At 72.5% G+C, this 25,297-nt stretch carries 24 protein-coding genes; 14 read left to right on the top strand and 10 right to left on the bottom strand.

All coding sequences use genetic code 11. From position 1 onward, the window contains the following. Positions 1–136: 136 nt before the first annotated feature. Entirely contained in the window at positions 137–592 is a 456-nt protein-coding gene (locus FLX07_RS12335) for an OsmC family protein (RefSeq protein ID WP_142570801.1), read from the top strand. Here FLX07_RS12335 and FLX07_RS12330 read toward each other — a convergent pair. Continuing rightward, positions 559–1,362: an SAM-dependent methyltransferase gene (locus FLX07_RS12330; protein WP_142570798.1), complete on the bottom strand. Its 804-nt coding sequence runs from the start codon at positions 1,360–1,362 to the stop codon at positions 559–561. The genes FLX07_RS12335 and FLX07_RS12330 overlap by 34 nt on opposite strands. Positions 1,363–1,415: 53 nt before the next feature. Further along, entirely contained in the window at positions 1,416–2,183 is a 768-nt protein-coding gene (locus tag FLX07_RS12325; protein WP_142570796.1) for an IclR family transcriptional regulator, read from the bottom strand. A 70-nt stretch (positions 2,184–2,253) separates the two neighbouring features. On the opposite strand from FLX07_RS12325, the gene pobA reads away from it, so the two are divergent. The 7 genes from pobA to FLX07_RS12290 all read left to right on the top strand — a co-directional run bounded on the left by pobA (position 2,254) and on the right by FLX07_RS12290 (position 7,549). Next, positions 2,254–3,429 carry a 4-hydroxybenzoate 3-monooxygenase gene (gene pobA / locus FLX07_RS12320; protein ID WP_142570793.1) on the top strand — a complete coding sequence of 392 codons (1,176 nt, stop codon included), beginning with the start codon at positions 2,254–2,256 and terminating at the stop codon, positions 3,427–3,429. After that, on the top strand, positions 3,426–4,094 hold the full coding sequence (gene pcaH / locus FLX07_RS12315; protein ID WP_308424385.1) for a protocatechuate 3,4-dioxygenase subunit beta: 669 nt from the start codon (positions 3,426–3,428) through the stop codon (positions 4,092–4,094). The genes pobA and pcaH overlap by 4 nt, the downstream gene beginning before the upstream one ends. Beyond that, positions 4,091–4,582 carry a peptidase associated/transthyretin-like domain-containing protein gene (locus FLX07_RS12310; protein ID WP_142570791.1) on the top strand — a complete coding sequence of 164 codons (492 nt, stop codon included), beginning with the start codon at positions 4,091–4,093 and terminating at the stop codon, positions 4,580–4,582. The genes pcaH and FLX07_RS12310 overlap by 4 nt, the downstream gene beginning before the upstream one ends. Beyond that, positions 4,572–5,765, top strand: a complete 1,194-nt coding sequence (gene pcaB / locus FLX07_RS12305) for a 3-carboxy-cis,cis-muconate cycloisomerase (RefSeq protein WP_208762181.1) — start codon at positions 4,572–4,574, stop codon at positions 5,763–5,765. Before FLX07_RS12310 ends, pcaB begins: the two co-directional genes overlap by 11 nt. After that, positions 5,762–6,529, top strand: coding sequence for a 3-oxoadipate enol-lactonase (gene pcaD, locus FLX07_RS12300; protein WP_142570789.1), 768 nt, complete (start codon positions 5,762–5,764; stop codon positions 6,527–6,529). Before pcaB ends, pcaD begins: the two co-directional genes overlap by 4 nt. Further along, positions 6,526–6,918, top strand: coding sequence for a 4-carboxymuconolactone decarboxylase (gene pcaC, locus FLX07_RS12295; protein WP_142570786.1), 393 nt, complete (start codon positions 6,526–6,528; stop codon positions 6,916–6,918). Before pcaD ends, pcaC begins: the two co-directional genes overlap by 4 nt. Positions 6,919–6,979: 61 nt before the next feature. Further along, on the top strand, positions 6,980–7,549 hold the full coding sequence (locus tag FLX07_RS12290; protein WP_142570784.1) for a nitroreductase family protein: 570 nt from the start codon (positions 6,980–6,982) through the stop codon (positions 7,547–7,549). Positions 7,550–7,572: 23 nt separating this feature from the next. Here the strand turns inward: FLX07_RS12290 and polX are convergent, their stop codons facing one another. Next, complete coding sequence (polX, locus tag FLX07_RS12285) at positions 7,573–9,303, bottom strand: DNA polymerase/3'-5' exonuclease PolX (RefSeq protein WP_142570782.1); 1,731 nt, start codon at positions 9,301–9,303, stop codon at positions 7,573–7,575. A gap of 158 nt (positions 9,304–9,461) precedes the next feature. Here polX and FLX07_RS36995 point away from each other — a divergent pair, with 158 nt between their 5' ends. Together FLX07_RS36995 and FLX07_RS12275 are read left to right on the top strand one after the other, a co-directional pair. Further along, a complete protein-coding gene (locus FLX07_RS36995; RefSeq protein ID WP_208762180.1) occupies positions 9,462–10,679 on the top strand; it encodes a sensor histidine kinase in 1,218 nt (405 codons plus the stop codon). Next, a complete protein-coding gene (locus FLX07_RS12275) occupies positions 10,676–11,281 on the top strand; it encodes a response regulator transcription factor (RefSeq protein WP_142570780.1) in 606 nt (201 codons plus the stop codon). Before FLX07_RS36995 ends, FLX07_RS12275 begins: the two co-directional genes overlap by 4 nt. A 12-nt stretch (positions 11,282–11,293) precedes the next feature. Here FLX07_RS12275 and FLX07_RS12270 read toward each other — a convergent pair whose 3' ends face one another. The 3 genes from FLX07_RS12270 to FLX07_RS12260 all read right to left on the bottom strand — a co-directional run bounded on the left by FLX07_RS12270 (position 11,294) and on the right by FLX07_RS12260 (position 14,885). Beyond that, positions 11,294–12,301, bottom strand: a complete 1,008-nt coding sequence (locus tag FLX07_RS12270) for an acetamidase/formamidase family protein (protein ID WP_142570778.1) — start codon at positions 12,299–12,301, stop codon at positions 11,294–11,296. Further along, the gene (locus FLX07_RS12265) at positions 12,298–13,698 is read right to left on the bottom strand and encodes an APC family permease (protein WP_142570776.1); all 1,401 of its coding nucleotides are present in this window, start codon (positions 13,696–13,698) and stop codon (positions 12,298–12,300) included. Before FLX07_RS12265 ends, FLX07_RS12270 begins: the two co-directional genes overlap by 4 nt. 80 nt (positions 13,699–13,778) lie before the next feature. After that, positions 13,779–14,885 carry a substrate-binding domain-containing protein gene (locus tag FLX07_RS12260; RefSeq protein ID WP_142570774.1) on the bottom strand — a complete coding sequence of 369 codons (1,107 nt, stop codon included), beginning with the start codon at positions 14,883–14,885 and terminating at the stop codon, positions 13,779–13,781. On the opposite strand from FLX07_RS12260, the gene FLX07_RS38370 reads away from it, so the two are divergent. The 3 genes from FLX07_RS38370 (at position 14,886) to FLX07_RS12245 (ending at position 17,477) form a co-directional block, all read left to right on the top strand. Further along, positions 14,886–15,338 carry a MarR family winged helix-turn-helix transcriptional regulator gene (locus tag FLX07_RS38370; protein WP_268239459.1) on the top strand — a complete coding sequence of 151 codons (453 nt, stop codon included), beginning with the start codon at positions 14,886–14,888 and terminating at the stop codon, positions 15,336–15,338. Between the two features lie 105 nt (positions 15,339–15,443). Next, entirely contained in the window at positions 15,444–16,199 is a 756-nt protein-coding gene (locus FLX07_RS12250) for a TetR/AcrR family transcriptional regulator (RefSeq protein ID WP_142570770.1), read from the top strand. Between the two features lie 15 nt (positions 16,200–16,214). Then, complete coding sequence (locus tag FLX07_RS12245; protein ID WP_142570768.1) at positions 16,215–17,477, top strand: cytochrome P450 family protein; 1,263 nt, start codon at positions 16,215–16,217, stop codon at positions 17,475–17,477. 57 nt (positions 17,478–17,534) lie between these two features. Here FLX07_RS12245 and FLX07_RS12240 read toward each other — a convergent pair whose 3' ends face one another. After that, positions 17,535–19,133, bottom strand: a complete 1,599-nt coding sequence (locus tag FLX07_RS12240) for a peptide chain release factor 3 (protein ID WP_142570765.1) — start codon at positions 19,131–19,133, stop codon at positions 17,535–17,537. A gap of 699 nt (positions 19,134–19,832) precedes the next feature. Here FLX07_RS12240 and FLX07_RS38365 point away from each other — a divergent pair. Further along, positions 19,833–22,751, top strand: coding sequence for a DUF222 domain-containing protein (locus FLX07_RS38365; protein ID WP_167748214.1), 2,919 nt, complete (start codon positions 19,833–19,835; stop codon positions 22,749–22,751). Between the two features lie 21 nt (positions 22,752–22,772). Here the strand turns inward: FLX07_RS38365 and FLX07_RS38360 are convergent, their stop codons facing one another. The 3 genes from FLX07_RS38360 to FLX07_RS12220 all read right to left on the bottom strand — a co-directional run bounded on the left by FLX07_RS38360 (position 22,773) and on the right by FLX07_RS12220 (position 25,297). Further along, positions 22,773–22,907, bottom strand: coding sequence for a hypothetical protein (locus tag FLX07_RS38360; RefSeq protein WP_263407627.1), 135 nt, complete (start codon positions 22,905–22,907; stop codon positions 22,773–22,775). A gap of 78 nt (positions 22,908–22,985) precedes the next feature. Next, positions 22,986–24,287, bottom strand: a complete 1,302-nt coding sequence (locus tag FLX07_RS12225) for a condensation domain-containing protein (protein WP_142570763.1) — start codon at positions 24,285–24,287, stop codon at positions 22,986–22,988. A gap of 170 nt (positions 24,288–24,457) precedes the next feature. Then, positions 24,458–25,297, bottom strand: coding sequence for a phosphoenolpyruvate hydrolase family protein (locus FLX07_RS12220; protein ID WP_142570760.1), 840 nt, complete (start codon positions 25,295–25,297; stop codon positions 24,458–24,460).

Below are 25,297 nucleotides of genomic sequence, written 5' to 3'. Positions count from 1 at the left end.
GGAGTCTCGCAAACCGGGGCACCGCGGGCTCCTGGTCTTTGTCAGGTCACGACCGGCTTCTTACGGTCCGTATGCGCTCATCCGCCGTCGGCGACGGACATACTCGGATAGAGCCCAATGGACGCGGGGGTGCGCCATGAGGGAGCCGCGTGACGGCGTCATCCGGGTCGCCTGGCACGGAGCCGACCGGTTCGACGTCCGCGTCCGGCGCCACGTGGTCCGCGCCGACCAGCCCGCGGACGTCGGCGGGAGCGACACCGGCCCCACTCCGGCCGAGCTGTTCGTGGGCAGCGTGGCCGCCGGCGTCGCCTGCTGCGCCGAACGCTACCTGCGCCAGCGCCAGTTGCCCGCCGGGGTGGGCGTGACCGCGCGCTACGACCTGGGCGTCTGCCCGGGACGGATCGACTCCATCGAGCTGTCGGTGGAGGCCCCCGGCCTGCCCGCGGGGCTGCGCGCCTCGCTCCTGTCGGTCCTGGAGCACTGCGCCGTCTGCACCACGCTGCGGGTTCCGCCGCGGGTCACGTTCGAGGTCCGCCAGGAAGCCTGCCCGCGGGCCGGTCAGGCCAGCCGGCCGACGCCGCCGAGGACGTAGCCGCCCTTGCTGTGCTCGACGAAGCCGCCGTCGGTGCGCCAGTCGGCCACGTCGACCAGCCCCGGCTCGACCAGCTCGAACCCCGTGAAGAACCGGGCGATGTGCTCGGGCGTGCGGTCGCGCAGCGCGGCCGTGGACTTCTCGTACACCGCCCGGGCCCCGGTGATCGTGTCCTCGCTCAGGCGGCCCTGCGTGCCGTGGGAGATGACGAGGTAGCTGCCGGGGGCCATGCGCTCGCGGAAGTGGGCCACGACGCGCTCGGCGTCGTCGTCGTCCACGAAGTGCAGCACGGCGACGAGCAGCACGGCCACCGGCTCGGCGAAGTCGATCAGCTCCGTGGTGATCGGGCTTTCGACGATCGCGTCCGGGTCGCGCATGTCGGCCTGCACCACGCCCGTACGGCCGCTGCCGGTCAGCAGCGCCCGGCCGTGCGCGGCGACGATCGGGTCGTTGTCGACGTAGACGACGGTCGCCTCGGGATCGATCTCGTGGGCGACCTCGTGGACGTTGCCCCGCGTGGGAATGCCGGTGCCGAGGTCGAGGAACTGCCGGATGCCCGACTCGCTGAGGAAGCGGACGGCGCGGCCGAGGAACTCCCGGTTCTGCCTGATCACCAGGCGGCCGTCGGGGCCGACCAGTTCGAGGAGTTTCTCGGCGGCGGCCCTGTCGACCGCGAAGTTGTCCTTGCCGCCCAGCCACCAGTCGTAGATCCGCGCCACACTCGGCGTGGAGAAGTCGATGGCCTTCAGCGCTTCCTCGTCCCGGCTCACCCGCGATCTCCGTTTCTCACGTTCGCCGCCGATCTTAACGAACGTTGATCGATTCAGGCATCGCCGGTGACGGCGGCCCGGTAGTCGCCGGCGATGCGGGCCGCGACGGCCAGCAGCGGATCGACCAGGCGGGGCAGCTCGCGCACCCGCCTGGAGGAGACCACGATGCCGACGGCCGCGACGGGCCGGTCTCCGACCAGCACCGGCGCGGCCGCCGAGCAGGAGCCGAGCGTCATCTCCTCGTGCGTGGTCGCGTATCCCTGAGCGCGCACCTGGGACAGCTCGCGGGCCAGCCGGCCCGGCTCGGTGACGGTGTGCGGGGTCGGCCGCTCCAGCGGCCGGGACAGGTAGGACGTGACGAACCAGCCCGGCTCGAAGGCCAGCAGCGCCTTGCCGACGCCGGTCGGGTGCATGGGCAGGCGCGAGCCGGTCCGCGACACGATCGGCACGGCCCGCTTGCCGTACACCTTGTCGACGTAGAGCACCTCGACCCCGTCGCGCACCGCCAGGTGGACGTTCTCCCCGGTGCCGCCGAACAGCTCCTGCAGCCAGGGGTGCGCCACCTCCTGCAGCGGGTCGGGAGCGAGCTGTCCCAGCTCCCACATGCGGCGGCCGATCTGGTAGCGCCCGTCGGCGCCGCGGCGCAGCGCGCGCCACTCCTCCAGCTCCGCGACGAGCCGGTGAACGGTGCTCAGCGCCATGCCGGTCCGGCCGGCGATCTCCGTCAGCGTGAGCCGCGGGTGGCGGGCGTCGAAGGCGCCGAGAACGGCCAGCACCCGCGACGTCACCGAACGCCCCGGATCGCGTGCGCCGCCGGCCATGTGACCCCTTCTTCCACTCAGTAGAAGCAAAGCCTACGCGGGACGGCGGGTGCTTCCCGATGCTTGGGCCATGCGAACTCAGGTCGGGATCATCGGAGCAGGACCGGCCGGCCTGCTGCTCTCCCATCTCCTCCATCTGCGCGGAATCGAGTCCGTGGTGCTCGAACGCCGCAGCAGGGAGTACGTCGAGCGGCGGGTGCGGGCGGGGGTGCTCGAACAGGGCACGGTGGACACGCTCGTCGAGGCGGGCGTCGGCGAGCGGATGAAGCGGGAGGGCCTGCCCCACCACGGCATCGAGCTGCGGTACGGCGGAGCGGGCCACCGCATCGCCTTCGAACGGCTGGTGCCCGGACGGGCCATCACCGTGTACGGCCAGCAGGAGGTCGTCAAGGACCTGATCGCCGCCCGGCTGGCGGCCGGGGGCGACGTCCGCTTCGAGGTGGACGACGTGGCCGTGCACGACATCGACACCGACCGGCCGTACCTCACTTTCGGGGGCGAGCGGCTGGACTGCGACGTGATCGCCGGGTGCGACGGCTTCCACGGCGTGTCCCGGCCGTCGATCCCCGAGGGCGTGCTGACCGAGTATCAGCGCGACTACCCCTTCGCCTGGCTCGGCATCCTCGCGAAGGTGAAGCCGTCGTCGGAGGAGCTGATCTACTCGCGGACCGAGCGCGGCTTCGCGCTGCACAGCATGCGCACCCCGGAGATCAGCCGCTTCTATCTGCAGGTGGCCCCCGACGAGGACCTCGCCGCGTGGCCCGACGAGCGGATCTGGGCCGAGCTGCGGGCCAGGCTGGAGACCGTGCCCGGCTTCACCCTCGCGACCGGCGAGATCGTCGAAAGAGGGATCACGCCCATGCGCGGCTTCGTGGCCGAGCCCATGCAGTACGGCAGGCTGTTCCTGGCCGGGGACGCGGCCCACATCGTGCCGCCGACCGGCGCGAAGGGGCTCAACCTCGCGGTGGCCGACGTCCGCGTGCTGACCGAGGCGCTGGCGCGCCTGTTCGCCGACGGCTCGACGGAGGCCCTGGACGGCTATTCGACGGCCTGCCTGCCCCGGGTGTGGCGGGCCCAGCATTTCTCGTGGTGGATGACGACGCTGCTGCACACGTTCGAGTCCGACGACGCCTACGCCCGGCGGCTGCAGACCTCCTACCTCGACTACGTGACGTCCTCCGACGCGGCCGGGACGACGCTGGCGGAGAACTACGTGGGCCTGCCCTACCAAGAGGAGACATCGTGACGCACCCCCCCTACCTGCACCCGGACTACGCCAGCACGGTCCTGCGGGCGCCGTCCCGGCCGCCGCTGCAGATGAAGGAGGACCCGGAGGCGGCCGAGCTGACCGGCCCGGTCTTCGGCCGCGGCGAGGTGGACCCGCTCGACGCCGACCTGACCGCGGGCCACGCGGGCGAGCCCCTCGGCGAGCGCATCATCGTCACCGGGCGGGTCCTTGACGCCTCGGGCTGGCCGATCCCGGACACGCTGGTGGAGCTCTGGCAGGCGAACGCCGCCGGCCGGTACGCCCACCAGCGCGACCAGCACCCGGCTCCGCTCGACCCCAACTTCACCGGCGCGGGCCGGTGCCTGACCGACGGCGAGGGCCGCTACCGGTTCGTCACGATCAAGCCGGGGGCCTATCCCTGGCGCAACCACCCGAACGCCTGGCGGCCCGCGCACATCCACTTCTCGATCTTCGGCACGGCGTTCACCCAGCGCCTGGTGACACAGATGTACTTCCCCGGCGACCCGCTGTTCGCCTTCGACCCGATCTTCCGGTCCATTCCCGACCCGGCCGCCCGCGAGCGGCTCGTCGCCACGTTCGACCTGGACATCACCGAGCCGGAGTGGGCTCTCGGCTACCGGTGGGACGTCGTGCTCGGCCGTACCCCGATGGAGGACGCGTGACCACCCCTTCGCAGACCGTCGGCCCCTTCTTCGGGTTCGCCCTGCCGTACGCGGCCGACTGGGAGCTCGTCCCCGAGGGCCATCCGGGGGCCGTGACGATCACCGGCCGGGTGTTCGACGGCGCCGGCGAGCCGGTGCCCGACGCCCTGCTGGAGCTGTGGACCGGGGAAGGCGGCGATCGGGGCGCCCTCGGCCGCGGCGGGAGCGGGGTCTCCGGCTTCGGGCGATGCGGCACCGCCCCCGACGGTTCCTACCGGTTCCGCCTCGCGCCGCCCGCCCGGCCGTACGCCGCGCTGCTGGTCTTCGCGCGGGGCCTGCTCAAGCCGGTGTGGACCCGCGTCTACCTCGCGGACACGCCCGACCCCCTGCTCGACTCCCTCGACCCGGTCCGCCGCGCGACGTTGCTCGCCCAGGCCGAGGGGCAGGGCGTCTACCGGTTCGACGTACGGCTGCAGGGCGAGCAGGAGACGGTCTTCCTTGAGTTCTGACGCGGGTTCCGACGTGGGGTTGCTGTCCCCGGTGTGGGCGGGCACGGAGGTGGCGGCGGTCACGGCCGACGACGCCTGGCTGCGGGCGATGCTGGAGGCGGAGGTCTGCCTCGCGCGGGCGCAGGCCCGCCTCGGCGTCGTCCCCGAGTGGGCCGTCGCCGCGATCGCCGAGGCGGCCGTGGCCATGAGCGGGCAGGACCGCTACGACCCCGCCGGCCTCGCCCGCCGCGCCAGGGACGCCGGCAACCCCGTCGTGCCGCTGGTCATGGACCTGCGGGCCGCCGCAGGCGAGGCGGGATCCTGGGTGCATCACGGCGCCACCAGCCAGGACATCCTCGACACGGCGGCGATGCTGGTGGCCGCGCGGGCCCGCGAGACCATCCTGCGCGACCTCGGCCTGACGCTCGCCGCGCTGGCCCGGCTGGCCGGCGAGCACCGGGACACCCCGATGGCGGGCCGCACGCTCGGGCAGCAGGCGGTGCCCACCACGTTCGGGCTGAAGGCCGCCGGGTGGCTGGTCGGCTGCCGCGACGCGCTCGACCGCCTGGCGGCGGTGCGGCTACCGGTCCAGCTCGGCGGCGCGGCCGGCACCATGGCCGGGTACGGCGAGCGTGCGCTGGAGCTGCTGCCGCTGTTCGCGGCCGAGACCGGGCTGGCCGAGCCGGTGCTGCCCTGGCACGCGCTGCGCACGCCCGTGACCGACCTGGCCTGCGCGCTCGCCGCCGTGACGGGCGCGCTGGGCAAGCTCGCCACCGACGTGATCCTGCTGGCGCAGAGCGAGGTGGGCGAGGTGGCCGAGCCCTCCGCGCCGGGCCGGGGCGGCTCGTCGGCGATGGCGCACAAGCGCAACCCGGTGCTCGCCACGATGATCAGGTCGGCGGCGCTGCAGACGCCCGCGCTCGCGCAGATCCTGCTCGCCTCGCGGGTCGCCGAGCACGAGCGGCCCGCGGGAAGCTGGCACGCCGAGTGGCAGCCGCTGCGCGAGTGCCTGCGCCTGGCCGGCGGCGCGGCCGGGACGGCCGCCGAGCTGGCCGAGGGGTTGGAGGTGTTCCCCGAGCGCATGCGGCACAATCTCGATCATCTACTCGCCGTGCTGGCCGAGCATGGGGAGGACCCGGGCATCGGGGCGGCGCCCGCCCTCGTCGACCGGGCTCTGGAGCACCACGAGGAAAAGGCATCATGATCCTGCACCACCGCTTCGACGGGCCGCCGGACGCCCCGGTCGTCGTGCTCGGGCCCTCGCTGGGCACGACGCTCGACCTGTGGGAGCCGCAGCTTCCCGCACTCACGCGCACCTGGCGGGTGCTCCGCTACGACCTGCCCGGCCACGGCGGCTCGCCGGCCGCCTCCGGTCCCACGCGTGATCTGACCGTGGACGACCTCGCCGACGGGGTGCTGGCGCTGCTCGACCGCGCCGGCCTGGAGTCGGTCTCGTACGCGGGGGTGTCGCTGGGCGGGGCCGTCGGGACCACGCTGGCGCTGCGCGCGCCGGACCGCGTCGCGAGCCTGGTCCTGTGCTGCACCTCCGCGCGGTTCGGCACGGCGGAAAGCTGGCACGAGCGCGCCGCGCTGGTCCGCGCGGAGGGCACGAAACCGCTGGCCGAGGCGACGAGGAGACGGTGGTTCACGGCGGGTTTCCCCCACGCCGAGCGCTACCTGGACATGCTCCGCGACGCCGACCCCGAGGGATACGCCGCGTGCTGCGACGCCTTGGCGATCTTCGACGTCCGCGACCGGCTCGGCGAGGTCCGCGCGCCCGCCCTGGTGATCGCCGGAGCCGAGGACCCGGCGACCCCGCCCGCGCACGCCGAGGTCCTGGCCGGGGGCATCCCGGACGCCGAGCTGCTGGTCGTGCCGCGGGCGGCCCACCTGGCCACCGCCGAACGCCCGGACGTCGTGAACGAGGCGATCACGCGGCATCTGACCACCCGCTGGAGGACGGCATGAGCGGCGAGGACGGCATGCGGGTGCGCCGCGAGGTGCTGGGCGACGCGCACGTGGACCGGGCGCAGGCCCGGATCACCGAGTTCACCGCGGACTTCCAGGACCTGATCACCCGGTACGCCTGGGGGGAGATCTGGACCCGCCCGGGGCTGGACCGCCGCACCCGCAGCTGCATCACCCTCACCGCCCTGGTGGCCCGCGGGCAGTTGGAGGAGCTGGCCATGCACGTGCGGGCCGCGCGGCGCAACGGGCTCACCATCGACGAGATCAAAGAGGTGCTGCTGCAGACCGCGATCTACTGCGGGGTTCCCGCCGCCAACGCCGCGTTCGCCGTCGCCCAGCGGGTGCTGGAGGAGGACCAGGACGAGGATCACGCAGGACGTTCCTCGTGACCGGCGAGAGCGCCGACCGGCGGCGCGCACCAATCATCGGACCGTCCGGGCGGTGTCAGGGATGAACGCCCCGCAGCTCACATCGGCCCTGCAGGGGCGCTTCAGTCCTCTGCGCTTCGACCCCAGCCATGTGCTGTCCGGCTCGGACGTCGAAACCCTGCTGGAGGCGGCCCGGTGGGCTCCCTCCGCCGGCAACGCTCAGCCCTGGTCGTTCCATCTGCGCCGCCGGGAAGAGGACGGACACGGTCAACTTGTCGAACACCTCGCTGGAAGCTCGCGCCGATGGGCGCCCGCCGCCGGCGCGCTGGTCGTCAACATGGCTCGCCGCGAGGTCGACGACACCGGCATGCTCTACTCCGAGTTCGCCGACTACGACCTCGGCCAGGCGGTGGCGCACATGACCGTGCAGGCCCACGCCATGGGCCTGTCCTGCCGGCAGTTCCGCGCCTTCGATCTCGAAGGGCTGCACAACCGGCTCGGCGTCAGGCCCGGTTGGCGCATCCTCACGATGACGGCCATCGGAGTTCCGCTCCGAAGCGACACGACGCTCCCCGCACGAGAGCGCCGGAGCATCGCGGACCTGCGCACCGCAGGTGTGGCATCTCCACGAGAGCGGCAGCCACCGGAGTGAGCAGGGCGCGGCAGCGCGCCCCTTCATCCCGGGCGGAGGAACTCCCGCAGCCGATCCACCGGCCAGGTGTTGATCACCCGGTCGGGGGTGAGCCAGCCGCGCTGCGCGGTGCCGACGCCGTACCGCATGACGTCGAGGTGCGGCACGGCGTGCGCGTCGCTGTCGATCGAGAACAGCACGCCCCGGTCGGCGGCACGCCGGACGAGGCCCGAGGGCAGGTCGAGCCGGTCGGGGAAGGAGTCGATCTCCAGCGCCGTCCCGGTGAGCACGCAGGCGTCGAACACCCTCGGCCAGTCGGCGTCCACCGGCTCGCGCCTGCCGATGATCCGCGCCGTCGGATGACCGATGATCTTCACGTACGGGTTCTCGCAGGCCCGGATCAGCCGCCGGGTCATCTCCTCGGGCGGCTGGGTGAAGTGCGAGTGCACCGAGGCCACGCACAGGTCGAACCCGGCCAGGAACTCCGGCGGCCAGTCGACCTCGCCCTCCGGGCCGATGTTGAGCTCGCACCCGTGTAGCAGCGTCATGCCGTGGCGGGCCGTGCCGAGGCGGCGGAGCCGCTCGCGCTGCTGCAGCGCCTTCTCGTCGGTCATCCGCTGCATGAAGAGGTTGGGCGCGTGGTCGGTCACCGCATAGTAGGCGTAGCCGCGCGCCGCGGCCGCCTCGACCATCTCCTCCAGCGGCGCGAGCCCGTCGGTCAGGTCGGTGTGGGTGTGCAGGTCGCCGCGGATGTCGGTCGAGGTCACCACCCTCGGGAGCCCCACGCTGAGCGCGGCCTCGATCTCCCCGGTGTCCTCGCGCAGCGTCGGCTCGATCCACGGCAGGCCGAGCATGCCGTACACCTCCGCCTCGTCCGCCGATGTGATCTTCTCGCCGGTCGCCACGTCGAACACGCCATACTCCGACAGCTTCAGCTTCCGGTGCACGGCGATCTCCCGGGTGCGGATGTTGTGCGCCTTCGACCCGGTGAAGTACTGCAGCGCGGCTCCCCAGGAGTCCCTCGGCACCACCCGCAGGTCGACCTGGAGTCCCGCGGCCGTGCGGACCGAGCTCTTCGTCTCGCCGTGGGCGATCACCTCGGTGACGTACGGCAGCGCGGTGAAGGCCGCCATCAGGGCGGCAGAGTCGTCGGCCGGGTCGCCCACCGAGGCCAGGATGTCGACGTCGCCGATCGTGTCCTTCATCCGCCGCAGCGACCCGGCGTACGCGCACCGCTCGCAGCCCGGCACGGCCGACAGCGCGGGGACGACTTCCTCGGCGACCGCCATGGCGATCCCGATGTGCACCCGGCTGCCGGTCTTGCGCATCACCTCGATGCCGTGCAGCAGGTTCTCCTCGGTCTTCGTCCCGAACCCGTGCAGCCCCTCCAGGGCCCCGGCGTGAATGGCGTCCTCCAGCTTCTCGATCGAGTCGACGCCCCGCTCGTGATACAGGACCATGGCCTTCTTCGGCCCGAGCGTGGGGATCGTGGTCAGCAGGCGCACCCCGGCGGGGATATTCGTCCGCAGTTCCTCCAACTGGTGGATCGACCCGGTCCGCAGGTATTCGTCGATCTTCGCGGCGATCGACGCGCCGACGTTCGGGATCGCCCGCAGGGCCGCCGCGTCCATGCCGTCGATCTCGCGGCCGTACCCGCCGACCGACCGGGCCGCCTTCTCGTAGACCCGCACCTTGAACGCGTCACCTCCGGTGATCGCGATCAGGTCGGCGTACTCCTGCAGCAGCCCGGCGACCTCCTCGTTGCACCGTCTCATCGCAGGCACCCCCAGGCCAGGCTGCGACGCGCTCCGGCGACTTCTCCAGGTGCGGAGGTCCCGGCCGCGTGGGACCGAAGACCCGGGTGATTCGTACTGCCAGGAAAGCGATATTCCGCCCTGCCCGCCTGGGCCGGAGGCAGACGATAATGACGGTCATGACAGAGGCGGCGGCGTGGGCGGAGGAGTGCGGGCCCGGGGACGCCCGGCCGGGCCGTTTCCGGCCCCGGCTGCCCATTCGGCTCCCCGCACGGGTGCCGGCCCGGTTGCTCGCCCCCGCGCTCGGGCTGACCGTCCTCCTGCTGCTGGCGCCGGGCGCCGTCGCGGTGTCGGCGGATCCCTCCTGGCCCGCCTTGACCCTGGTGGCCGCCGCGGGGTTGTCGTTCGTGGGGGCCGTGGTGACCGCTCACCTGGCCCGCCCCGCCGTGCGGCCCCTGCCCGTAGCCTTCGTCGCGCTGCTCGCGGCGGTGACGATCACGGCGTCCCTGGCCTACCGGACGAACGGGTGGCAGACGCTGTTCTCCCTGCTCGCCGTGGCCGTGGCGCTCGTGCTCCGGGTTCGGTCCGCGCCGCCGCTCATCGCCGTCACGGCCGCGCTGGCCGCGATCGTCCCGGTGCACGACGGCTCGTTCGGCGAGGCGCTGTGGGGCGCCGCGCTGACCACCTTCCTCGCCGGGATCACGACGTACGGCTTCCGCCGGATGGCCGAGGTGATCGAGGAACTCGGCCGGACCCGGGAGAAGCTCGCCGTCGCCGCCGTCTCGGCCGAGCGCCTGCGCTTCTCCCGCGACCTGCACGACCTGCTCGGCCACACGCTCTCGATGGTGGTGGTCAAGGCCGAGGCCGTGCGGCGGCTGGCCCCGCGCGACACGGAGGCGGCCATGCGGCACGCCGCGGACATCGAGGCCATCGGACGGCAGGCGCTGACCGAGGTGCGCGAGGCGGTCACGGGTTACCGGGACGCGAGCCTCGCCTTCGAGCTCGACAGCGCACGGGCGGCCCTGGCCACGGCCGGCGTCGACTGCGTGGTGAAGGAGTCGGGGCCGGCGCTGTCGCGGGAGACCGACATGCTGCTGAGCTGGGTCGTGCGGGAAGGGATCACGAACGTCGTGCGGCACTCCGGCGCCCGGCGCTGCGTCATCACGCTGCGCCGCGACCGCGACCCGGTCCTGGTCGAGATCACCGACGACGGCCCTGGTGACGACGGCGCGGGCGGCGCCGCCGGCGAGGAGGACGGCAGCGGCCTGCGCGGGCTGCGCGAGCGCCTGGCCGCCGCGGGCGGGCGGCTGACCGCCGCCCGCCTGCCGCAGGGGTTCGTCCTCACCGCCGAGATCCCGCACGCGGGCGTGGACGACGACGGAGAGGACGGCCTGTGACCCGCGTGCTGATCGCCGAGGACCAGACGATGATGCGCGACGCGCTCACCGTGCTGCTCGACCTGGAGGACGACTTCGAGGTCGTCGCGCAGGTCGCGACGGCGGGCGAGATCGTTCCCACCGCCTTGCGGGTCAAGCCAGACGTGGCCCTGCTCGACATCGAGCTGCCCGGCGGCAGCGGGCTCGACGCGACCGCGGACCTGCGGGCCGCCCTCCCGGAGTGCGTGGTGGTCATCGTCACGACGTTCGGACGGCCCGGTTACCTCCGCCGGGCGCTGGACGCGGGCGCCCGCGGTTTCGTGGTCAAGGACCGGCCCGTCGGCGAGCTGGCCCAGGCGATCAGGCGCGTGCTCGCGGGCGAGATCGTGGTCGATCCCGCCCTGGCCACGGCCGCTTTGAGCGCCGGGCCGAACCCGCTGACGCCGCGGGAGCGTGAGGTGCTCACCGCCGCCGCCGACGGCTCCGCCGCCGGCGACATCTCCCGCCGTCTCTTTCTGTCGGAGAGCACCGTACGCAACCACCTGTCGGCGTGCATCACCAAGACCGGCACCCGCAACCGCATGGAGGCCGTCCGGGTCGCCCGCCACAACGGCTGGCTCTGAGCCGGGCGTTCCTCAACGGCTGAGGTACTCCTCGCCGAGGGCGCGCAGGCGGGCGTGCGCGGAGCCGTACACGTCCGGGTCGCCCAGGTACGCCTTGGGCAGCTTGGCCACCATCGTGTAGTTGGTGTCGCAGACATTGCCGACCGGAGCCTGTCCGCCCTGGCTGACGAGCTGGTAGGCGTCCAGCTCGTCGAGGCCGGTGAGGGAGGCGGCCCAGGTGACGAGGTCGTGCTGGCTGATGCGGTAGGCGTCCTCCAGCGGCCGGGCCGAGCCGGTCGACATGATGTGGCGGTCGTCCTCCAGCCGCGGCCACGGCGTGGCGACGCCCTTGATCAGCTCGACGGCCACGACGGTGTTCATCGCCGCCTCGACGGCGGTGCCGCAGACCTCGCCGTGGCCCTGGCGGCAGTGGCCGTCGCCGATCGCGAACAGCGCGCCGGGAACGTTGACGCCCAGGTAGACCGTGACCCCGGCCCGCAGCTCGGGGGTGTCCATGTTGCCGCCGTGGGCGTCCGGCGTGATGGTCATCCGCGCCTCGGCGGCGGCCGGGGCGACGCCCACGGTCCCGTGCATCGGGTCGAGCGGCATCTCGACGGCGAAGTCGCCGCGCCGGGCCCGGTAACGCACGGTCCGCCGCCCGGCGTCCACCTCGTACATCCACACGGCCTCCTCCAGCGGGGGCTGCAGCGTCGGGGTGGTGTGCGTGCTCGTCAGCGCCCCGAAGTGCGGGAACGTCGTGGAGACCGCCCAGTCGCGGGCGGGCTCGATGGAGACGAAGTGGAGGGCCAGGGTGTCGCCGGGCTCGGCCCCCTCGACGTGGAACGGGCCGGTGACCGGATTCAGATAGGGGAACTCGCAGACCTGCGACGGCAGGTCTGCGATGCCGCGCACCCGGCCGCCGAAGCAGTCCTCGGTGTACAGCTCCAGCACCGCTCCGGGGGCGACGGACTCGACGGCCGGGCGGCCGCCGAAGGTGTACGACAGGTCGTCGGGGCGGGGACGGTAGGACACGACGTTCACTCGTTGGCCTCCGGGGTGACGGCGGACAGGGTGGGGCGCCGGCCCATCATGTAGGAGCCGGCGAGGATCACGACGCCGATGGCCAGCCAGACGAAACCGAGCACCTGGGCGGCGATGCTGGCGTTGATCACGACGTAGAGCAGGATCAGGAAGCCGATCGCGGGGGCCACGAGGTGCCGCCACCAGTCACGGCTGCGGTTGCGGACGACATAGTGGACAACGACCGAGACGTGCAGGGCGAGGAACGCGGTCATCGCGCCGAAGTTGACCAGCGTGCCGAGCAGCGTGATGCCGTCGTCGCGCGAGCTCATGTAGAGGCCGAGGACCAGGGACACCCCGGCCACCAGGAACGTCGCGTTGACCGGCACCCTGTGCTTGGGGTGCACCTTGCCGAGGAACGCCGGGAGCTGGCGGTCGCGGGCCATCGCGAACAGCAGGCGGGAGGTGGCCGCCTGGGCGACCAGCGAGTTCGCGAACCCCCAGGCCACGGCGGTCGCGACGGCCGTGAGCACGCTCAGCCAGTGGCCTCCGGCGTACTCCGCGGTGTCGTAGAACGCGGTGCCGGCCGGGTCGCCCTTCGTGAGCAGGTCGGCGCGGTTGGGGGCGAGCAGCGCCGCCACCCAGGTCTGCACGACGAACAGCGCGCCGGCCAGGGCGAGGGCGAAGACCATCGAGCGGCCGAGCCGGCGGCTGCTCTCGCGGCTCTCCTCGGCGAGCATCGAGATGCCGTCGAACCCGAGGAAGGACAGCACCGCCACGGACACGGCCCCGAACGCCAGCGGCCAGGAGAACGTGGAGGAGTCGAACAGCGGGCTGAGCGCGGCGCCGTGGCCCTTGCCCTGCGCCAGGGCGACGGCCCCGACGACCAGGAAGATCGCCAGCACGATCAGCTCGGCGACCAGCATGATCTTGTTCATCCGGGCGGTCATCTCGATGCCGAGGTAGTTGACCACCGTGTTGAGCACGATGAAGGCGATCAGCCACACCCAGATCGGCACGCCGGGCACGAACGACGTCATGGCCGCGCTCGCCACGAGGTACAGCAGCGACGGCACGAGCACGTAGTCGAGCAGGATCACCCAGCCGGCGAGGAAGCCGACCGGGGCGGCGATGCCCCGGCCGGCGTAGGTGTAGACCGAGCCCGCCATCGGGAACGCGCGGGCCATCTGGGCGTACGACAGGGCGGTGAACGCCATCGCGACCATGCCGATGACGTAGGCGAGCGCCACCATCCCGCCGGACGACTGGAAGACGCTGCCGAAGATGCCGAACGGCGCGATCGGCACCATGAAGATCAAACCGTAGATGAGCAGGTCGGCGAAGCCGAGCGAGCGCCGCAGCTCCTGCTGGTAACCGAAGCGCTCGACGCCGGGCGCCTCTGACTGTGGGGAGGACATGGATCCGCTCCTAAACGCACGGGGGCAGAGCCGTACGATAGGGGCATTCCTTGAAAACGAAAAGGTTTCTGGTGGAAGTTTTACATCGGGTACATCAGCGACGTCACGACCTCGAAGTCCAGCCCGTCGGCCCGGCCGAGGTACACCCGCTGGCGCACCCGGCCCTCGGTCAGCGTGAGCGGGCCGCGCCCGGACACGACCGTCGTGCCGTCGGCGACCGCCTCGACGGCCGGCACCGCCAGCGTGCCCGCGCGCCGCGCCAGGGCGGCCAGCATGAGCACCCCCTCGTAGCAGCCGTGCCCGTGCCCGTTCAGCAGCGGCGCCTCCGGGCCGAACATCGCCGTGTACCGCTCGGCCAGACTGAGATTGGCGTCGGTCGCGATGCCCCCGAAGTAGCCCATCGCGGCGTAAAGCCCACCGGTCGTGTCGCCCCCGGCGGCGAGCAGGCCGTGCTCCTCCAGCGCGCCGCACAGTCGCTCGCAGCCGAGACCGCTCGCGGCGAACGCCCGGTTGAACGCGATCAGGTCGCTGCCGATGAGAGTGAGCAGCACGGCGTCCGGCCGCACGGTGACCAGTTGCTCCAGCAGCCGGTCCATCGCGCCCGTCCCGGGTGGGACGAGCCGCTCCCCCACGACCGTCGCGGACCGGGCGCGCAGGTGCCCGCGGGCCGAGGCGTGCACCAGGCGCGGCCAGACGTAGTCGTTGCCGAGCAGGAACCAGCGCCGGGCCCGCCGGTGCTCCACCAGCCAGTCGATTCCCGGGCCGACCTGCAGCGAGGCGGACTCGCCGAGGTAGTAGACGCCCGGACGGCGGGCGCCGCCCTCGTACGGCGGGGTGTAGACGAAGGGGGCCGCGCCTCCCAGCGCCTGCTCGACCGCGACGCGCACGTCGCTGGCGTGAGTGCCGACCACCGCCTCCACGACCCCGGAGCGCACCAGGCCGCGCACCTCCCCGGCGACCGCGGCCGGGCCGCGGCCCCCGTCCACGAGCACGAGTTCGACCGGCCTGCCCAGCACTCCACCGGCGGCGTTGACCTCCCGGGCGGCCAGCAGGGCACAGTTGATCGCTCCCGGCCCGAGCAGGCCGAGCACGCCGGAGACCGGCACCACCAGCGCGACGCGGAGCGTGTCCGCGGGCAGCAGATGAGCCTCAAGAGAGTCGATGACGACTGTGACAGGATCGGCCACGTGCACGAGTATCCCCTGACCGAACCGGTGACCGGCCTCGGGTCGTCCCTCGCCTATCTGCTCAGCCGGGCCGAACGCAGCGTCAACCGGGGGCTGGCCGCCGCGCTCGCCACCGAGGACGTGACCGTCGAGCAGTGGCGCATCCTGCAGGCGCTCGCGGACGGGCGCGGGCACTCGATGGGCGATCTGGCCGAGGCCGCGCTGATGCCCCACCCCACGCTGACCAAGGCGGTGGACCGGCTGGTGGAACGCGCGGTGGTCTACCGGGGGCACGACCCGGCCGACCGCCGCAAGGTCGCGGTCTTCCTCGCCGACCGGGGCCGCGACCTGCTCGCCCGCCTGGAGGCGGGCATCGCCGAACACCAGCGGGCGATCCTCGCGGCGTACGGCCCGGCCCGCACCGAGCGGCTGATGCGCGACCTTGAGTCATTGCCGGCCTGCCTGGAGGACTGAGCCCGGCCGGGTGACTTCGGCCTTGCCCGGTCGCCCTCCACGGCGTACGGTCGACTTTGTGACCGGAATCGTCATCTCGGTCACGGCGGCGGCGAAGGGGGCGCGATGACGGACCTCGACTCCGGACCGGCGGGCCCGGCCTCCGCCCCGCGGGAGCGCGAGCGGCGGGCCGAGCGCATCCTGGACGCCGCGGGCGAGCTCCTGGTGGCCTGGGGATACCCGCGCATCACGGTCGAGGACGTGGCCCGGCGGGCCGGCGTCGGCAAGGGCACCGTCTACCTGCACTTCAGCACGAAGGAGCTGCTCTTCCTCGCGGTGTTGATACGGGCCGAGGCCCGCATCATCGAGCGCTTCGCCGCCGGCATGCGCGCCGACCCCTCCGCGGTCCTGCTCAGCAGCGTGGCCAGGTCGACGTACCTGTGGATGCACGAGGAGCCGATCTTCCGTGCGACGCTCCTCGGCGACGGCGACACCCTCGGCACGCTGAGCAGGAGCACCGCCGAGAACCTGCCCGACCTGCTCGACGCGCGCGATCGCGCGCTCCTGGCGCACGTCGAGGTGCTGCGCGAGCACGGCCTGGTCCGCACTGCGCAGTCCTCGGCCCTCCAGGTCCACGCGTACGAGTCGATCCTGACCGGCTTCGTCACGATCGAGCCTCTGTCGCCGTCCACCGTGCCCGCCTTGGAGGACAACGCCGACATGATCGCGCACGTCGTCCGCGCGGCCTTCGAGCTCCCGGGGCCGCCGGAGAGCGTCCGGGCGGCGGCGCCGCGGGTGAACGCGATCTACCAGTGCCTGCTCGACCGGCTGAACTCGGCTGTACCGACCGCACGGGAGATCCACCGGCACGAACGCACCTGACACGTGGAGGTAGGCATGAGCACTTCCAGCACGGCAGGACCCGTCAACCTTTTCGACGCGGACCTGGTGCGCGACCCGTTCGGGGGCTACTCGCGTCTGCGGGAGCAGGCCCCGATGGTGCGCGGTTCCTTCCCCGGCCTGGACTCCCCGGTCTGGCTCGTCACGCACTACGACGACGTCAAGACCGTGCTGAGCGACCGCCGGTTCGTCAACAACCCGGCCAACGTGCCGGGAGCGGACGTGCACAACATCCGCGAGCAGCTCATCGAGGCCCGCGGGATCCCCCGCGAATACGCCGCGTACATCCTGGACAGCGTTCTCGACGCCGACGGCGAGGACCACCTCCGGCTGCGCCGGCTGGTCTCGCGCGCCTTCACCGCCCGCCGCGTGGCGGAGCTGCGCCCCCGCGTCGAGGAGATCGCCGAGGAGCTCCTCGACCGGCTGCCCGGCCACGCCGAGGACGGCGCCGCCGACCTGATCGAGCACTTCGCCTACCCGCTGCCGATCACCGTCATCTGCGAGCTGGTCGGCATCCCCGAGGAGGACCGCCCGCTGTGGCGGGAGTGGGGCAGGAGCCTGGTCTCGCTCCAACCGGGAGCGGTGGCCGAGCCGCTGCGGCACATGGTGACCTACATCCAGGAGCTCATCGCCCGCCGCCGCGCCGAGCCGGCCGGCGACCTGCTGACCGGTCTGATCCGCGCCCACGACGAGGACGGCGACCGGCTGACCGACACCGAGATGGTCACCATGGTCCTCACGCTCGTCCTCGCCGGGCACGAGACCACCGCCCACCTCATCGGCAACGGCACCGCCGCCCTGCTGACCCACCCGGACCAGCTCGCCGCGCTGCGGACCGACCCGGGACTGCTGCCGCGCGCCGTCCACGAGCTGATGCGCTGGTGCGGGCCCGTCCAGGGCACCCGGATCCGGTACGCGGCCGAGGACGTCGACTTCGGCGGCATGACCGTGCGCCGGGGCGAGCCCGTGATGGCGGTGCTGGTCTCCGCCAACTACGACCCCCGGCGCTTCGACGATCCCGACCGGCTGGACATCACCCGCGAGCCCGACGGCCACAAGGAGGTCCACGTCGGCTTCGGCCACGGCCTGCACTACTGCCTGGGCGCGGCGCTGGCCCGCCAGGAGGGCGAGGTGGCCTTCGGCGCGCTGCTGCGCCGCCACCCCCGGCTCGAACTCGCCGTCGCGCCGGAGGATCTCGACCGGCAGTTCCTCCCGTTCTCCTGGCGCCTCACCCGTCTTCCCGTACGCCTGGGGACGTGAAGGGCGCCCGTGTGATCCGGGCCCGGCGCGTGCGGCCGCGGCGCGTGCGGCCGCCGCTCAGCCGGTCGCGCCGGGGATGCCCCGGCCGGCGATCAGCGGTTCCAGGGTCAGGCCCTCGTGCTCGCGCTGGATGGAGCGCATGCGCCACTGGTCGGTGAACACGGCGAGCAGGGCCTGGTCGCGGCTGCGGGAGAGCACCTCCGCGCCGCGCTGGCGCCGCAGCACCTCCGCGGACTCGGCGTCGGTGCGGAGGGCGAGGGTGTACTCCAGCCGGTCGAGGATGATCTCCGCGCCGAACTCGGTGGCCAGGCGGTGCTGCACGACCTCGAACTGCATGGGCCCGACCGCGGCGAGCACGGGGGCCTGGTCGCCGCGCAGGTCGGAGCGGAGCACCTGGATCACGCCCTCGCCGTCGAGCTGGTCGATGCCCCGGCGGAACTGCTTGGACTTGGCGGTGCTCCGGGACCGGGCCACGGCGAAGTGCTCGGGGGCGAAGCTGGGGATGGGCGGGAACTCCACCGGCTTCCCCTCGTAGAGGGTGTCCCCGGGCCGCAGCGCGGTGGCGTTCACCAGCCCGACCACGTCTCCCGGGTACGCCTCGTCGATGGTGGCGCGCTCCTGGCCGAACACCGACTGGGCGTACTTGGTGGCGAAGGGGCGGCCGGTGGCGGCGTGGGTGAGCACCATGCCGCGCTCGAACCGGCCGGAGCAGACCCGGACGAACGCGATCCGGTCGCGATGGGCGGGGTCCATGTTGGCCTGCACCTTGAAGACCAGGCCGGAGAACGGCGCGTCCAGCGGCCGGACGGTTCCCTCGACGTCCGGCCGGGGCGCCGGGGCGGGGGCGAGGTCGACGAGCACGTCGAGCAGCCGGGCCACGCCGAAGTTGGACAGCGCCGCGCCGAACAGCACCGGCGTGGACTCGTGCGCCTCGAACGCCTTCTGGTCGTGCTCGGCGCCGATCGCGGCGAGCAGATCGGTCTCCTCCCACGCGCGGGTCCAGTCGGCCCCGAGCTCGGCGGCGCCCTGCTCGGGAGTCAGCTCGGTCTCCAGCGCCTTCGTGGCGCCGCCGGGGGTGCGGGTGTAGCGAACCGCGCGGCCCTCCATCCGGTCGACCACGCCGTGGAAGTTTCCCGCGACGCCGATCGGCCAGGTGACCGGCGTGGGACGCAGGCCGGTGCGCTCCTCGATCTCGTCGAGCAGTTCCAGCGGCTCCTGGCCCGGCCGGTCCCACTTGTTGACGAACGTGATGACGGGGATGCGACGGTGACGGCAGACCTCGAACAGCTTCATGGTCTGCGGCTCCATGCCCTTGGCCGCGTCGAGCAGCATGACCGCGCAGTCGACCGCGGCCAGCACGCGGTAGGTGTCCTCGGAGAAGTCCGCGTGGCCGGGGGTGTCGACCAGGTTGAACATGTGGCCGCGGTAGTCGAAGCGCAGCGCGGCCGAGGTGATGGAGATGCCGCGGGCCCGCTCCATCTCCATCCAGTCGGACGTCACGCCCCGCCGGCCGGCCTTGCCGTGTACGGCTCCCGCCTGGGTGATCGCCGAGGCGTGCAGGGCGAGCGCCTCGGTCATCGTGGACTTTCCGGCGTCCGGGTGGCTGATCACCGCGAACGTGCGGCGGCGGGCCGCCTCACTTGTGGCGGTGCTCATCGCAGGATCCCCCTGTCGGCGCGGGCGCGGGTCGTCGTGGTGCGGTCGTGCGTGCAGGCCATCCGTGCTCCCAAACAGCGTTAGGACGGTTGAGGTTACCGCGCCGGGCGCCGCGCCCCGGAATCGGCGGCTCCCGGCGCGCGGCCCGGCAGTCAGGAAACCGGCACTCGCGACGCCGGCATCGGGCCGATTCCGGCCCTGTCCACCGTGACCGGACCGGCTCCGGCCGGGACCTCCACCACGACCAGGAGACGAAGCAGGTCCTCTTCCCCAACGGAGCCGGCCGGAACCGCCGTGCCGGGGCCGCTGTGCTTGGGGCGCCGCGCCGAGACCAACTGTGCTGGGACCGGTGCGCTGGGGGCGCCGTGCCGGGACCACCGTGCCGGACCGCTGTGCTGGGACCACCGTGCCGGGACCACCGCCCTGGGGCCGCGTGCCGGGACCGCCGTGCCGGAACCTACTGCGCTGGGGCGCCGTGCCGGACCGCTGTGCTGGGGCGCTGCCGCTGGCTCGCCCTCCCAGTGATCCTCGTCGGTGCGTTCATAACGATCCTCGACGGGACGTGCGCTTTGCGGCGTTTTCTCCCGCGAAGCCGCTCGAATACACCTGTAACTCCAACTAATCCGTTCCGCCAGTTGCTTCCCACAAAGACCGAGTGAAAGAATTAGCACAAGATTTCGAATCACGGAGGAGGGTGAGATGGATCTATTCAATCTGGATCCCGATCGCCCTCGTCGTACCAATAAGGCTGATGACGGCTGGTGGGATCGGCTCATCGCCGATTCGCCGCTGTGGTCGTTCAACAGTTCGCTCGCACGCGACAAATACTCCTTTGGCCCCTTTCCGCTTGAACCCGAGAAGCGCGATTCCGGGGGCCGGGGAAATGGTCCGCGTAATGGCGATACGACCCATGGTCAGAATGACGGGACCACCGACGACTGTGCCGCGAATGCCGGGCCTGGGGGTGCCGGGCCTGGGGGTGCCGAGCGAGCTCGGTCGTCGTGGGTGTTGGTGGGTTCGTTGCGTGAGCCGGCGCAGGCGTTGGCGTTGGCGGCGTTGCCGGGCGATGCGGACATCTGCGTGGTCGAGGCCGAGGATTTGCTGTTCGCGCGGGATCGGATCACGTGCGCTCTTGCCGATCGGGTGGGGAAGGTGCATCGGGCGGGGCAGGCCAGACAGCATGGGCATGCCTCCACCCGCAGTTGGCTGCGCACCGCCGCCGGGATGAGCGTGGCGGGGGCGGGCCGTCTGCTGACCTTGGCGGTGGAGTTGGCCCGCCTGCCGAAGGTGCGGGAGAAGTTCGCCGCCGGGGTGTTGTCGGCGGGGGTGGTGGAGGCGATCTGTACGGCCACCGCGCGGTTGAGCGATGAGCATGCGGGGCTGGCTGAGCCGATTTTGCTGGAGTTGGCGGGTAAGGCGGGGCCGGCGGAGGTGGCCAAGGCGGGGCGGTATCTGCGGGCGGTGCTCGACCCTGACGGTGAGGAGCGGGACGAGCGGGCGGACTACGGGCGGCGGTTTCTGCGGGTCCGCCCCACTGCGGGTGGGGGCTTGGAGGGGGAGTTCTATCTGCCGCGTGAGGCGGCCGCGCGGTTGCGGGCGCTGTTGGATGCTTACGCCAAGCCACGCGCGGAGGGCGATGACCGGCCGCTGCGGGTCCGCCAGGCGGATGCGTTCATCGCGCTCATGGAGCAGAAGATCGTCGCCGAGCTCCTGGTCCTGGTCAACGCCGAATCTCTCCCCACCGACCCCCAACCCGACCACCCCGAAGACCCCGCCCCCGAACCCGGCCCCGGCCCCGGCCCCGACCACCCCGAAGACATCGAAGACGCCCAGGATGCCGAGAACGCCGAGGACGTCCAGGGTCAGGACAGAGCCGAGGACACCGAGGGCGGCGAGAACGCCGAAGAGGCCGAGGACGCTGACGCGCAGGGTGCTGAGGACACCGAGGACGGCCGGGACGCCCAGGGCGCGCACCGCGCCGAGGGCGGCCGGGACGGCGAGAACGCCGAAAACGGCGAGGGCGTGCAGGGCGCCGGGGACGGCCGGGACGCTCAGGATGCCGAGGGTGCGGACAGTGAGGATGGGTGGGGCAGCGAGGACACTGGCGCATTCGGCGACGCTGGAAGCGTTGACGGGCCCTGCCCCGTGGAAGACAGCGACGTCGAAGACGCCATCCCCACCGACGCCGACCCCGGCAACCTCAGCGACGACGACCCCGGCGACGCGCACCCCAGCGATGTGGGCGACGCGGGCATGACCGGTGCTGCCACGCCTGCTCGGGGTGAGGGCCACTACCAGCCACGTGACCCCGACACCGCCGAGGCCGCAACAGCAGCCACCCCGGCAGCCGATGCCGAGGCGGCAGCCGGTCCGGCAGCCGATGCCAATGCCGATGCAGCCGCGGACACCGCCGCCGGGAGCACCGACCTTGACCTGGCCGCCACCGCCCCCTGCGAAAAGGAGTCTCGCGACCCCGAAGTTGACGAACAGGAGGCCTGCGAGCACGAGGCCGACGAGCACCGAACCCGCGAGCACGGAGCCTGTGAGCGCGGGACTAGTGAGCACGAGGCCGGTGGGCGCGGGGTTCGTGAGCAGCGGGCCGGCGATCACGACACCGCGAACGCCGCCCCGGCCGAGGGCGGTGGTGCTGGTGACGCGAGCACGGCCTCCGCTGAGAGCGACAACACCGCACCCACCAAGGATCGAGCCCGCGACCGTGGCGCGGCCCACACCGGGACAATGCGCGCCAGAACAGCATGGCCTACCTACGGTGGTAGCGCGCCTCCACACGCGGCGCCTCCCAGCGCAGCGCAGTCCCACGCAGCGCAATGGCCGGACCCTCCCCCTGAGGACGCCGCCGCGCATCACACTCACGCCGGGCACCAGCCTGCGGGGGACTGCCGGCATGCGCAGGGCACGCCCGAATGCCACAACGACGTACACAATGAGCAGTCGGCGGCAGGGACGGGGCAAGGCGCGGCACCGGGGGCGCCGGAGCTGGGGAGGCAACCGCAGGCGGAGCCGGGAAGGCCATCGGAGTCAGAGCCGGGAACGGCGCCGGGCGCGTCGTGGCCGGAGCCGGGGACACCGCCGGGCGAGCCGGGGCCGGGGACACCCCCGGGGACAGCGCCCCGGACGCCGCCGGGGAGGCCAGCGGGAACAGCGTCGGAGACGCTGCTCGGGGCGGTGCCGGGGGCGCTGTGGGGGGCGGCGCCGGGGTTGTTGCTGGCGACCGGGCAGATGCTGCCGGTCTCCAGTGTGCATCGCCTGGCCCGCACCTCCGCGCTGGTGCGGCTGGTGATGGACGCCGAGGGGCAGGTGCTGGACATGGGCCGCAAGGTTCGCCTGGCCACCCCGGCCCAGCGACGGGCGCGTCTACGCCCGCTACGCCACCTGCTGGATCGACGGCTGCCCGCTGCCCGCCACCATGTGCCAGATCGACCACGCCGACAACTGGAGCACCGGCGGCCTGACCGACCTGAAACTCCTCGGCCCGGCCTGCCAGTTCCACAACCGCGACCGCTACCAGCACCCCGACCGCTACACCCGCCACAAGACCGGCACCGACCGCTGGACCTTCACCTACCACCCGGCCCGCATGAGGAGGCCGCGAGTTGACGGGCGGTGGCCGGGAGACGGTCAGGCGGCCGCTCGGTGAAGGCGGTGCAGGCTGGTCGCGGCAAGGCCCCGTACGCCCAGGACGGCCACGACGCAGGCCATCGAGATCGTGCGCGCCGAATACGACCCCGCCATCGGCGGCGTGGTCACCGCCACCCCGCGAAAGGAGGACGGCCCGGCCCTCGCCGTCGAGCGGCGCTGTCGCGAGCCCTCCCTTCTAGGAGGACGACCCTTCTAGGAGGACGGCTGAGCCGCGCCGACCACGAAGGACTCCAGCCGGTGCAGCAGGGCGGCTATCTCGCCCTTGGGCAGACGGGTGGTGTCGGCGATCAACTCCACGCCGAGCGTGCCCTTCCAGCGCATCAAGGCCACACAGAAGTCGCAGCTGCGCTTGTCCGTGCTGGGGAGCCACTCCAGCTCGGACTCCCCGTCCTCGGGGCCGGCGCCGCCCGGATCCTCGCCAAGGCGCAGGTCGTTGAAACAGCACGACGGGAACATGGGGACGCCCCGGTCGGCGCTCATCCGGTCGATCATCGCCTTCAGAGCCAGCGAGTCGAAGCGGGCGCGACGATAGGAGGCGAGAACGGCCGGATAGGCGCTCACCAGGGTCTCGGAAAGGCTTCCGCTTGGGCCCAGGGTGAAAAGGCCCAGCTGGTTCAGGCTGGTGACCAGGTCCCGGGTCCGGTCGCTGAAGCGGTTGTGCACGATCGGGGTGATCGCGCACACCTCGTGCCCGGTCAGCTCCCGCAGCAGCATGGTGACCGCCACCAGCAGGACGGTGGCGGTGCTGACACCGGTACGGCCGGCGAGCACCTGGGCGGCGTGGTTGAGCCGGGGCGAGGACAGCACGGCCCGCGCGTACCTCGGCGTCGCGCCCGCCGCGACCGCTTTCGGGAACATGCCGGACGGCACGGTCCGGAGAAGCGTCTCCCACTGCGCGATCATCCGCTCGGAACGGGCCGACGCCGCCTCCTCATCCCGCACCAGGTCGAGCAACTGCAGCGACGGCGGCCGGGGGATCGTCCCGCGGAGGAGCAGCATCCGCAGGTCGCGCACCACGACATCGGCCGCGCGCCAGTCCGCGACGACGTGATTGAGCACGAGCGCCACATGGGTGGCGGCGCCGTCGCAGACCACGAGACCGGCGCGCAGCGGCTGCTCGCCGTCGCCGAAGGATCGACCGGCCAGGCGGTCGACGAGGTCCGCCGCAGCGTCGTCCGCGTCGCCGTGCGCCGCCTCGACCAGCTCGATCGACACGGTCCCGGCCGCCGCCACCTCCTGGTACGGCCCGGCCGCGCCGATCCGTACCAGGGATCGCAGGGCGTCGTGGCGGCCCATCACCGCCGCCAGGGCGGCCCCCACGACCCGGGGAGGGCGCGGGCCGCCCGCACGCGGGACGGACAGGACCCGGGGCACGTTGAAATAGTGCGCGCTGTCCGGCCCCACACCGTCGATGGCTTCCCATATGTCCCGCTGCCCCCAGGCGAGCTCCGTTGTCCCGGAACGACCGGAGGCGAATTCCACAGAAAGCCGCATGACTCTCCTTCGCGGACCGTGTCGCGGGCGGGATGGGCGAACGCTTCCAAGAAGGCTAGGTTTCGCCTCCGGACGGGTCAAGATCCTCCCGCACCGGCGTGGCCTTGTCGATCGCGCCGGTGGCGTTGCGGCAGACGAGCGGGCCTACCCGCTCGGGGTGATGCGCGCGCTCATCCCGAGATCGGCCCGCCGAGCCGGAGGCGCTTGAACTGGGTCGCCTGGGCGGCGATCGCCTTCTCCGTAGGGAGGCGCTCCATCGACGAGGCCCCGAAGAAGCCCGCGATCCCGTTCGTGTTATCGAGCACGAACTGGGCGTCCTCCGGTTCGGCGATGGGACCGCCGTGGCACAGCACGATGACGTCGGGGTTGACCGCGACGGCGGCGTCGCGCATCTCCTGCACCGCGGCGGCCGCCTCTTCGAGGGTGAGGGCGGTCTCGGCGCCGATGCTGCCGCTCGTGGTCAGCCCGACGTGGGGCACGAGGACGTCGGCTCCGGCCTCGGCCATCGCCGCGGCCTGCTCGGCGTCGAAGACGTAGGGGGCGGTGAGCAGGTCACGCCGCCGCGCTTCCCTGATCATGTCCACCTCGAGCCGATACCCCATCCCCGTCTCCTCGAGGTTCTGCCGGAACTTGCCGTCGTACAGGCCCACGGTGGGGAAGTTCTGCACGCCGGCGAAGCCCATCGCCTTCAGCTGGTCGAGGAAAGGGCCCATGAGACGGAAGGGGTCCGTGCCGCAGACCCCGGCCAGCACGGGGGTGTCGCGCACGACCGGGAGGACCTCCCTGGCCATGTCGACGACGATCGCGTTGGCGTCGCCGTACGGAAGCAGCCCGGCGAGCGACCCCCGGCCGGCCATGCGGTAGCGGCCCGAGTTGTAGATGATGAGCAGGTCGACGCCGCCGGTCTCGGCGGCCTTGGCCGACAGGCCGGTGCCGGCGCCGGCTCCGATGATGGGCCGGCCGGCCTCGGCGGCGGCGCGCAGGCGTTCGAGAGCTGTCTCGCGGTTCAT

This window comes from Microbispora bryophytorum (assembly GCF_006874465.1).
GTDB lineage: Bacteria > Actinomycetota > Actinomycetes > Streptosporangiales > Streptosporangiaceae > Microbispora > Microbispora bryophytorum.
This window is presented reverse-complemented; position numbering and strand designations above follow the sequence as displayed.

Coding starts and splice junctions, on each gene's coding strand:
- FLX07_RS36995 (WP_208762180.1), top strand. CDS start 9,462: ATGACAGAGGCGGCGGCGTGGGCGGAGGAGTGCGGGCCCGGGGACGCC.
- pcaD (WP_142570789.1), top strand. CDS start 5,762: ATGATCCTGCACCACCGCTTCGACGGGCCGCCGGACGCCCCGGTCGTC.
- FLX07_RS12245 (WP_142570768.1), top strand. CDS start 16,215: ATGAGCACTTCCAGCACGGCAGGACCCGTCAACCTTTTCGACGCGGAC.
- FLX07_RS12335 (WP_142570801.1), top strand. CDS start 137: ATGAGGGAGCCGCGTGACGGCGTCATCCGGGTCGCCTGGCACGGAGCC.
- FLX07_RS12325 (WP_142570796.1), bottom strand. CDS start 2,183: ATGGCCGGCGGCGCACGCGATCCGGGGCGTTCGGTGACGTCGCGGGTG.
- FLX07_RS12225 (WP_142570763.1), bottom strand. CDS start 24,287: ATGCGGCTTTCTGTGGAATTCGCCTCCGGTCGTTCCGGGACAACGGAG.
- pobA (WP_142570793.1), top strand. CDS start 2,254: ATGCGAACTCAGGTCGGGATCATCGGAGCAGGACCGGCCGGCCTGCTG.
- FLX07_RS38365 (WP_167748214.1), top strand. CDS start 19,833: ATGGATCTATTCAATCTGGATCCCGATCGCCCTCGTCGTACCAATAAG.
- FLX07_RS12220 (WP_142570760.1), bottom strand. CDS start 25,297: ATGAACCGCGAGACAGCTCTCGAACGCCTGCGCGCCGCCGCCGAGGCC.
- FLX07_RS12290 (WP_142570784.1), top strand. CDS start 6,980: ATGAACGCCCCGCAGCTCACATCGGCCCTGCAGGGGCGCTTCAGTCCT.
- pcaC (WP_142570786.1), top strand. CDS start 6,526: ATGAGCGGCGAGGACGGCATGCGGGTGCGCCGCGAGGTGCTGGGCGAC.
- FLX07_RS12250 (WP_142570770.1), top strand. CDS start 15,444: ATGACGGACCTCGACTCCGGACCGGCGGGCCCGGCCTCCGCCCCGCGG.
- polX (WP_142570782.1), bottom strand. CDS start 9,303: ATGAGACGGTGCAACGAGGAGGTCGCCGGGCTGCTGCAGGAGTACGCC.
- FLX07_RS12265 (WP_142570776.1), bottom strand. CDS start 13,698: ATGTCCTCCCCACAGTCAGAGGCGCCCGGCGTCGAGCGCTTCGGTTAC.
- FLX07_RS12240 (WP_142570765.1), bottom strand. CDS start 19,133: ATGAGCACCGCCACAAGTGAGGCGGCCCGCCGCCGCACGTTCGCGGTG.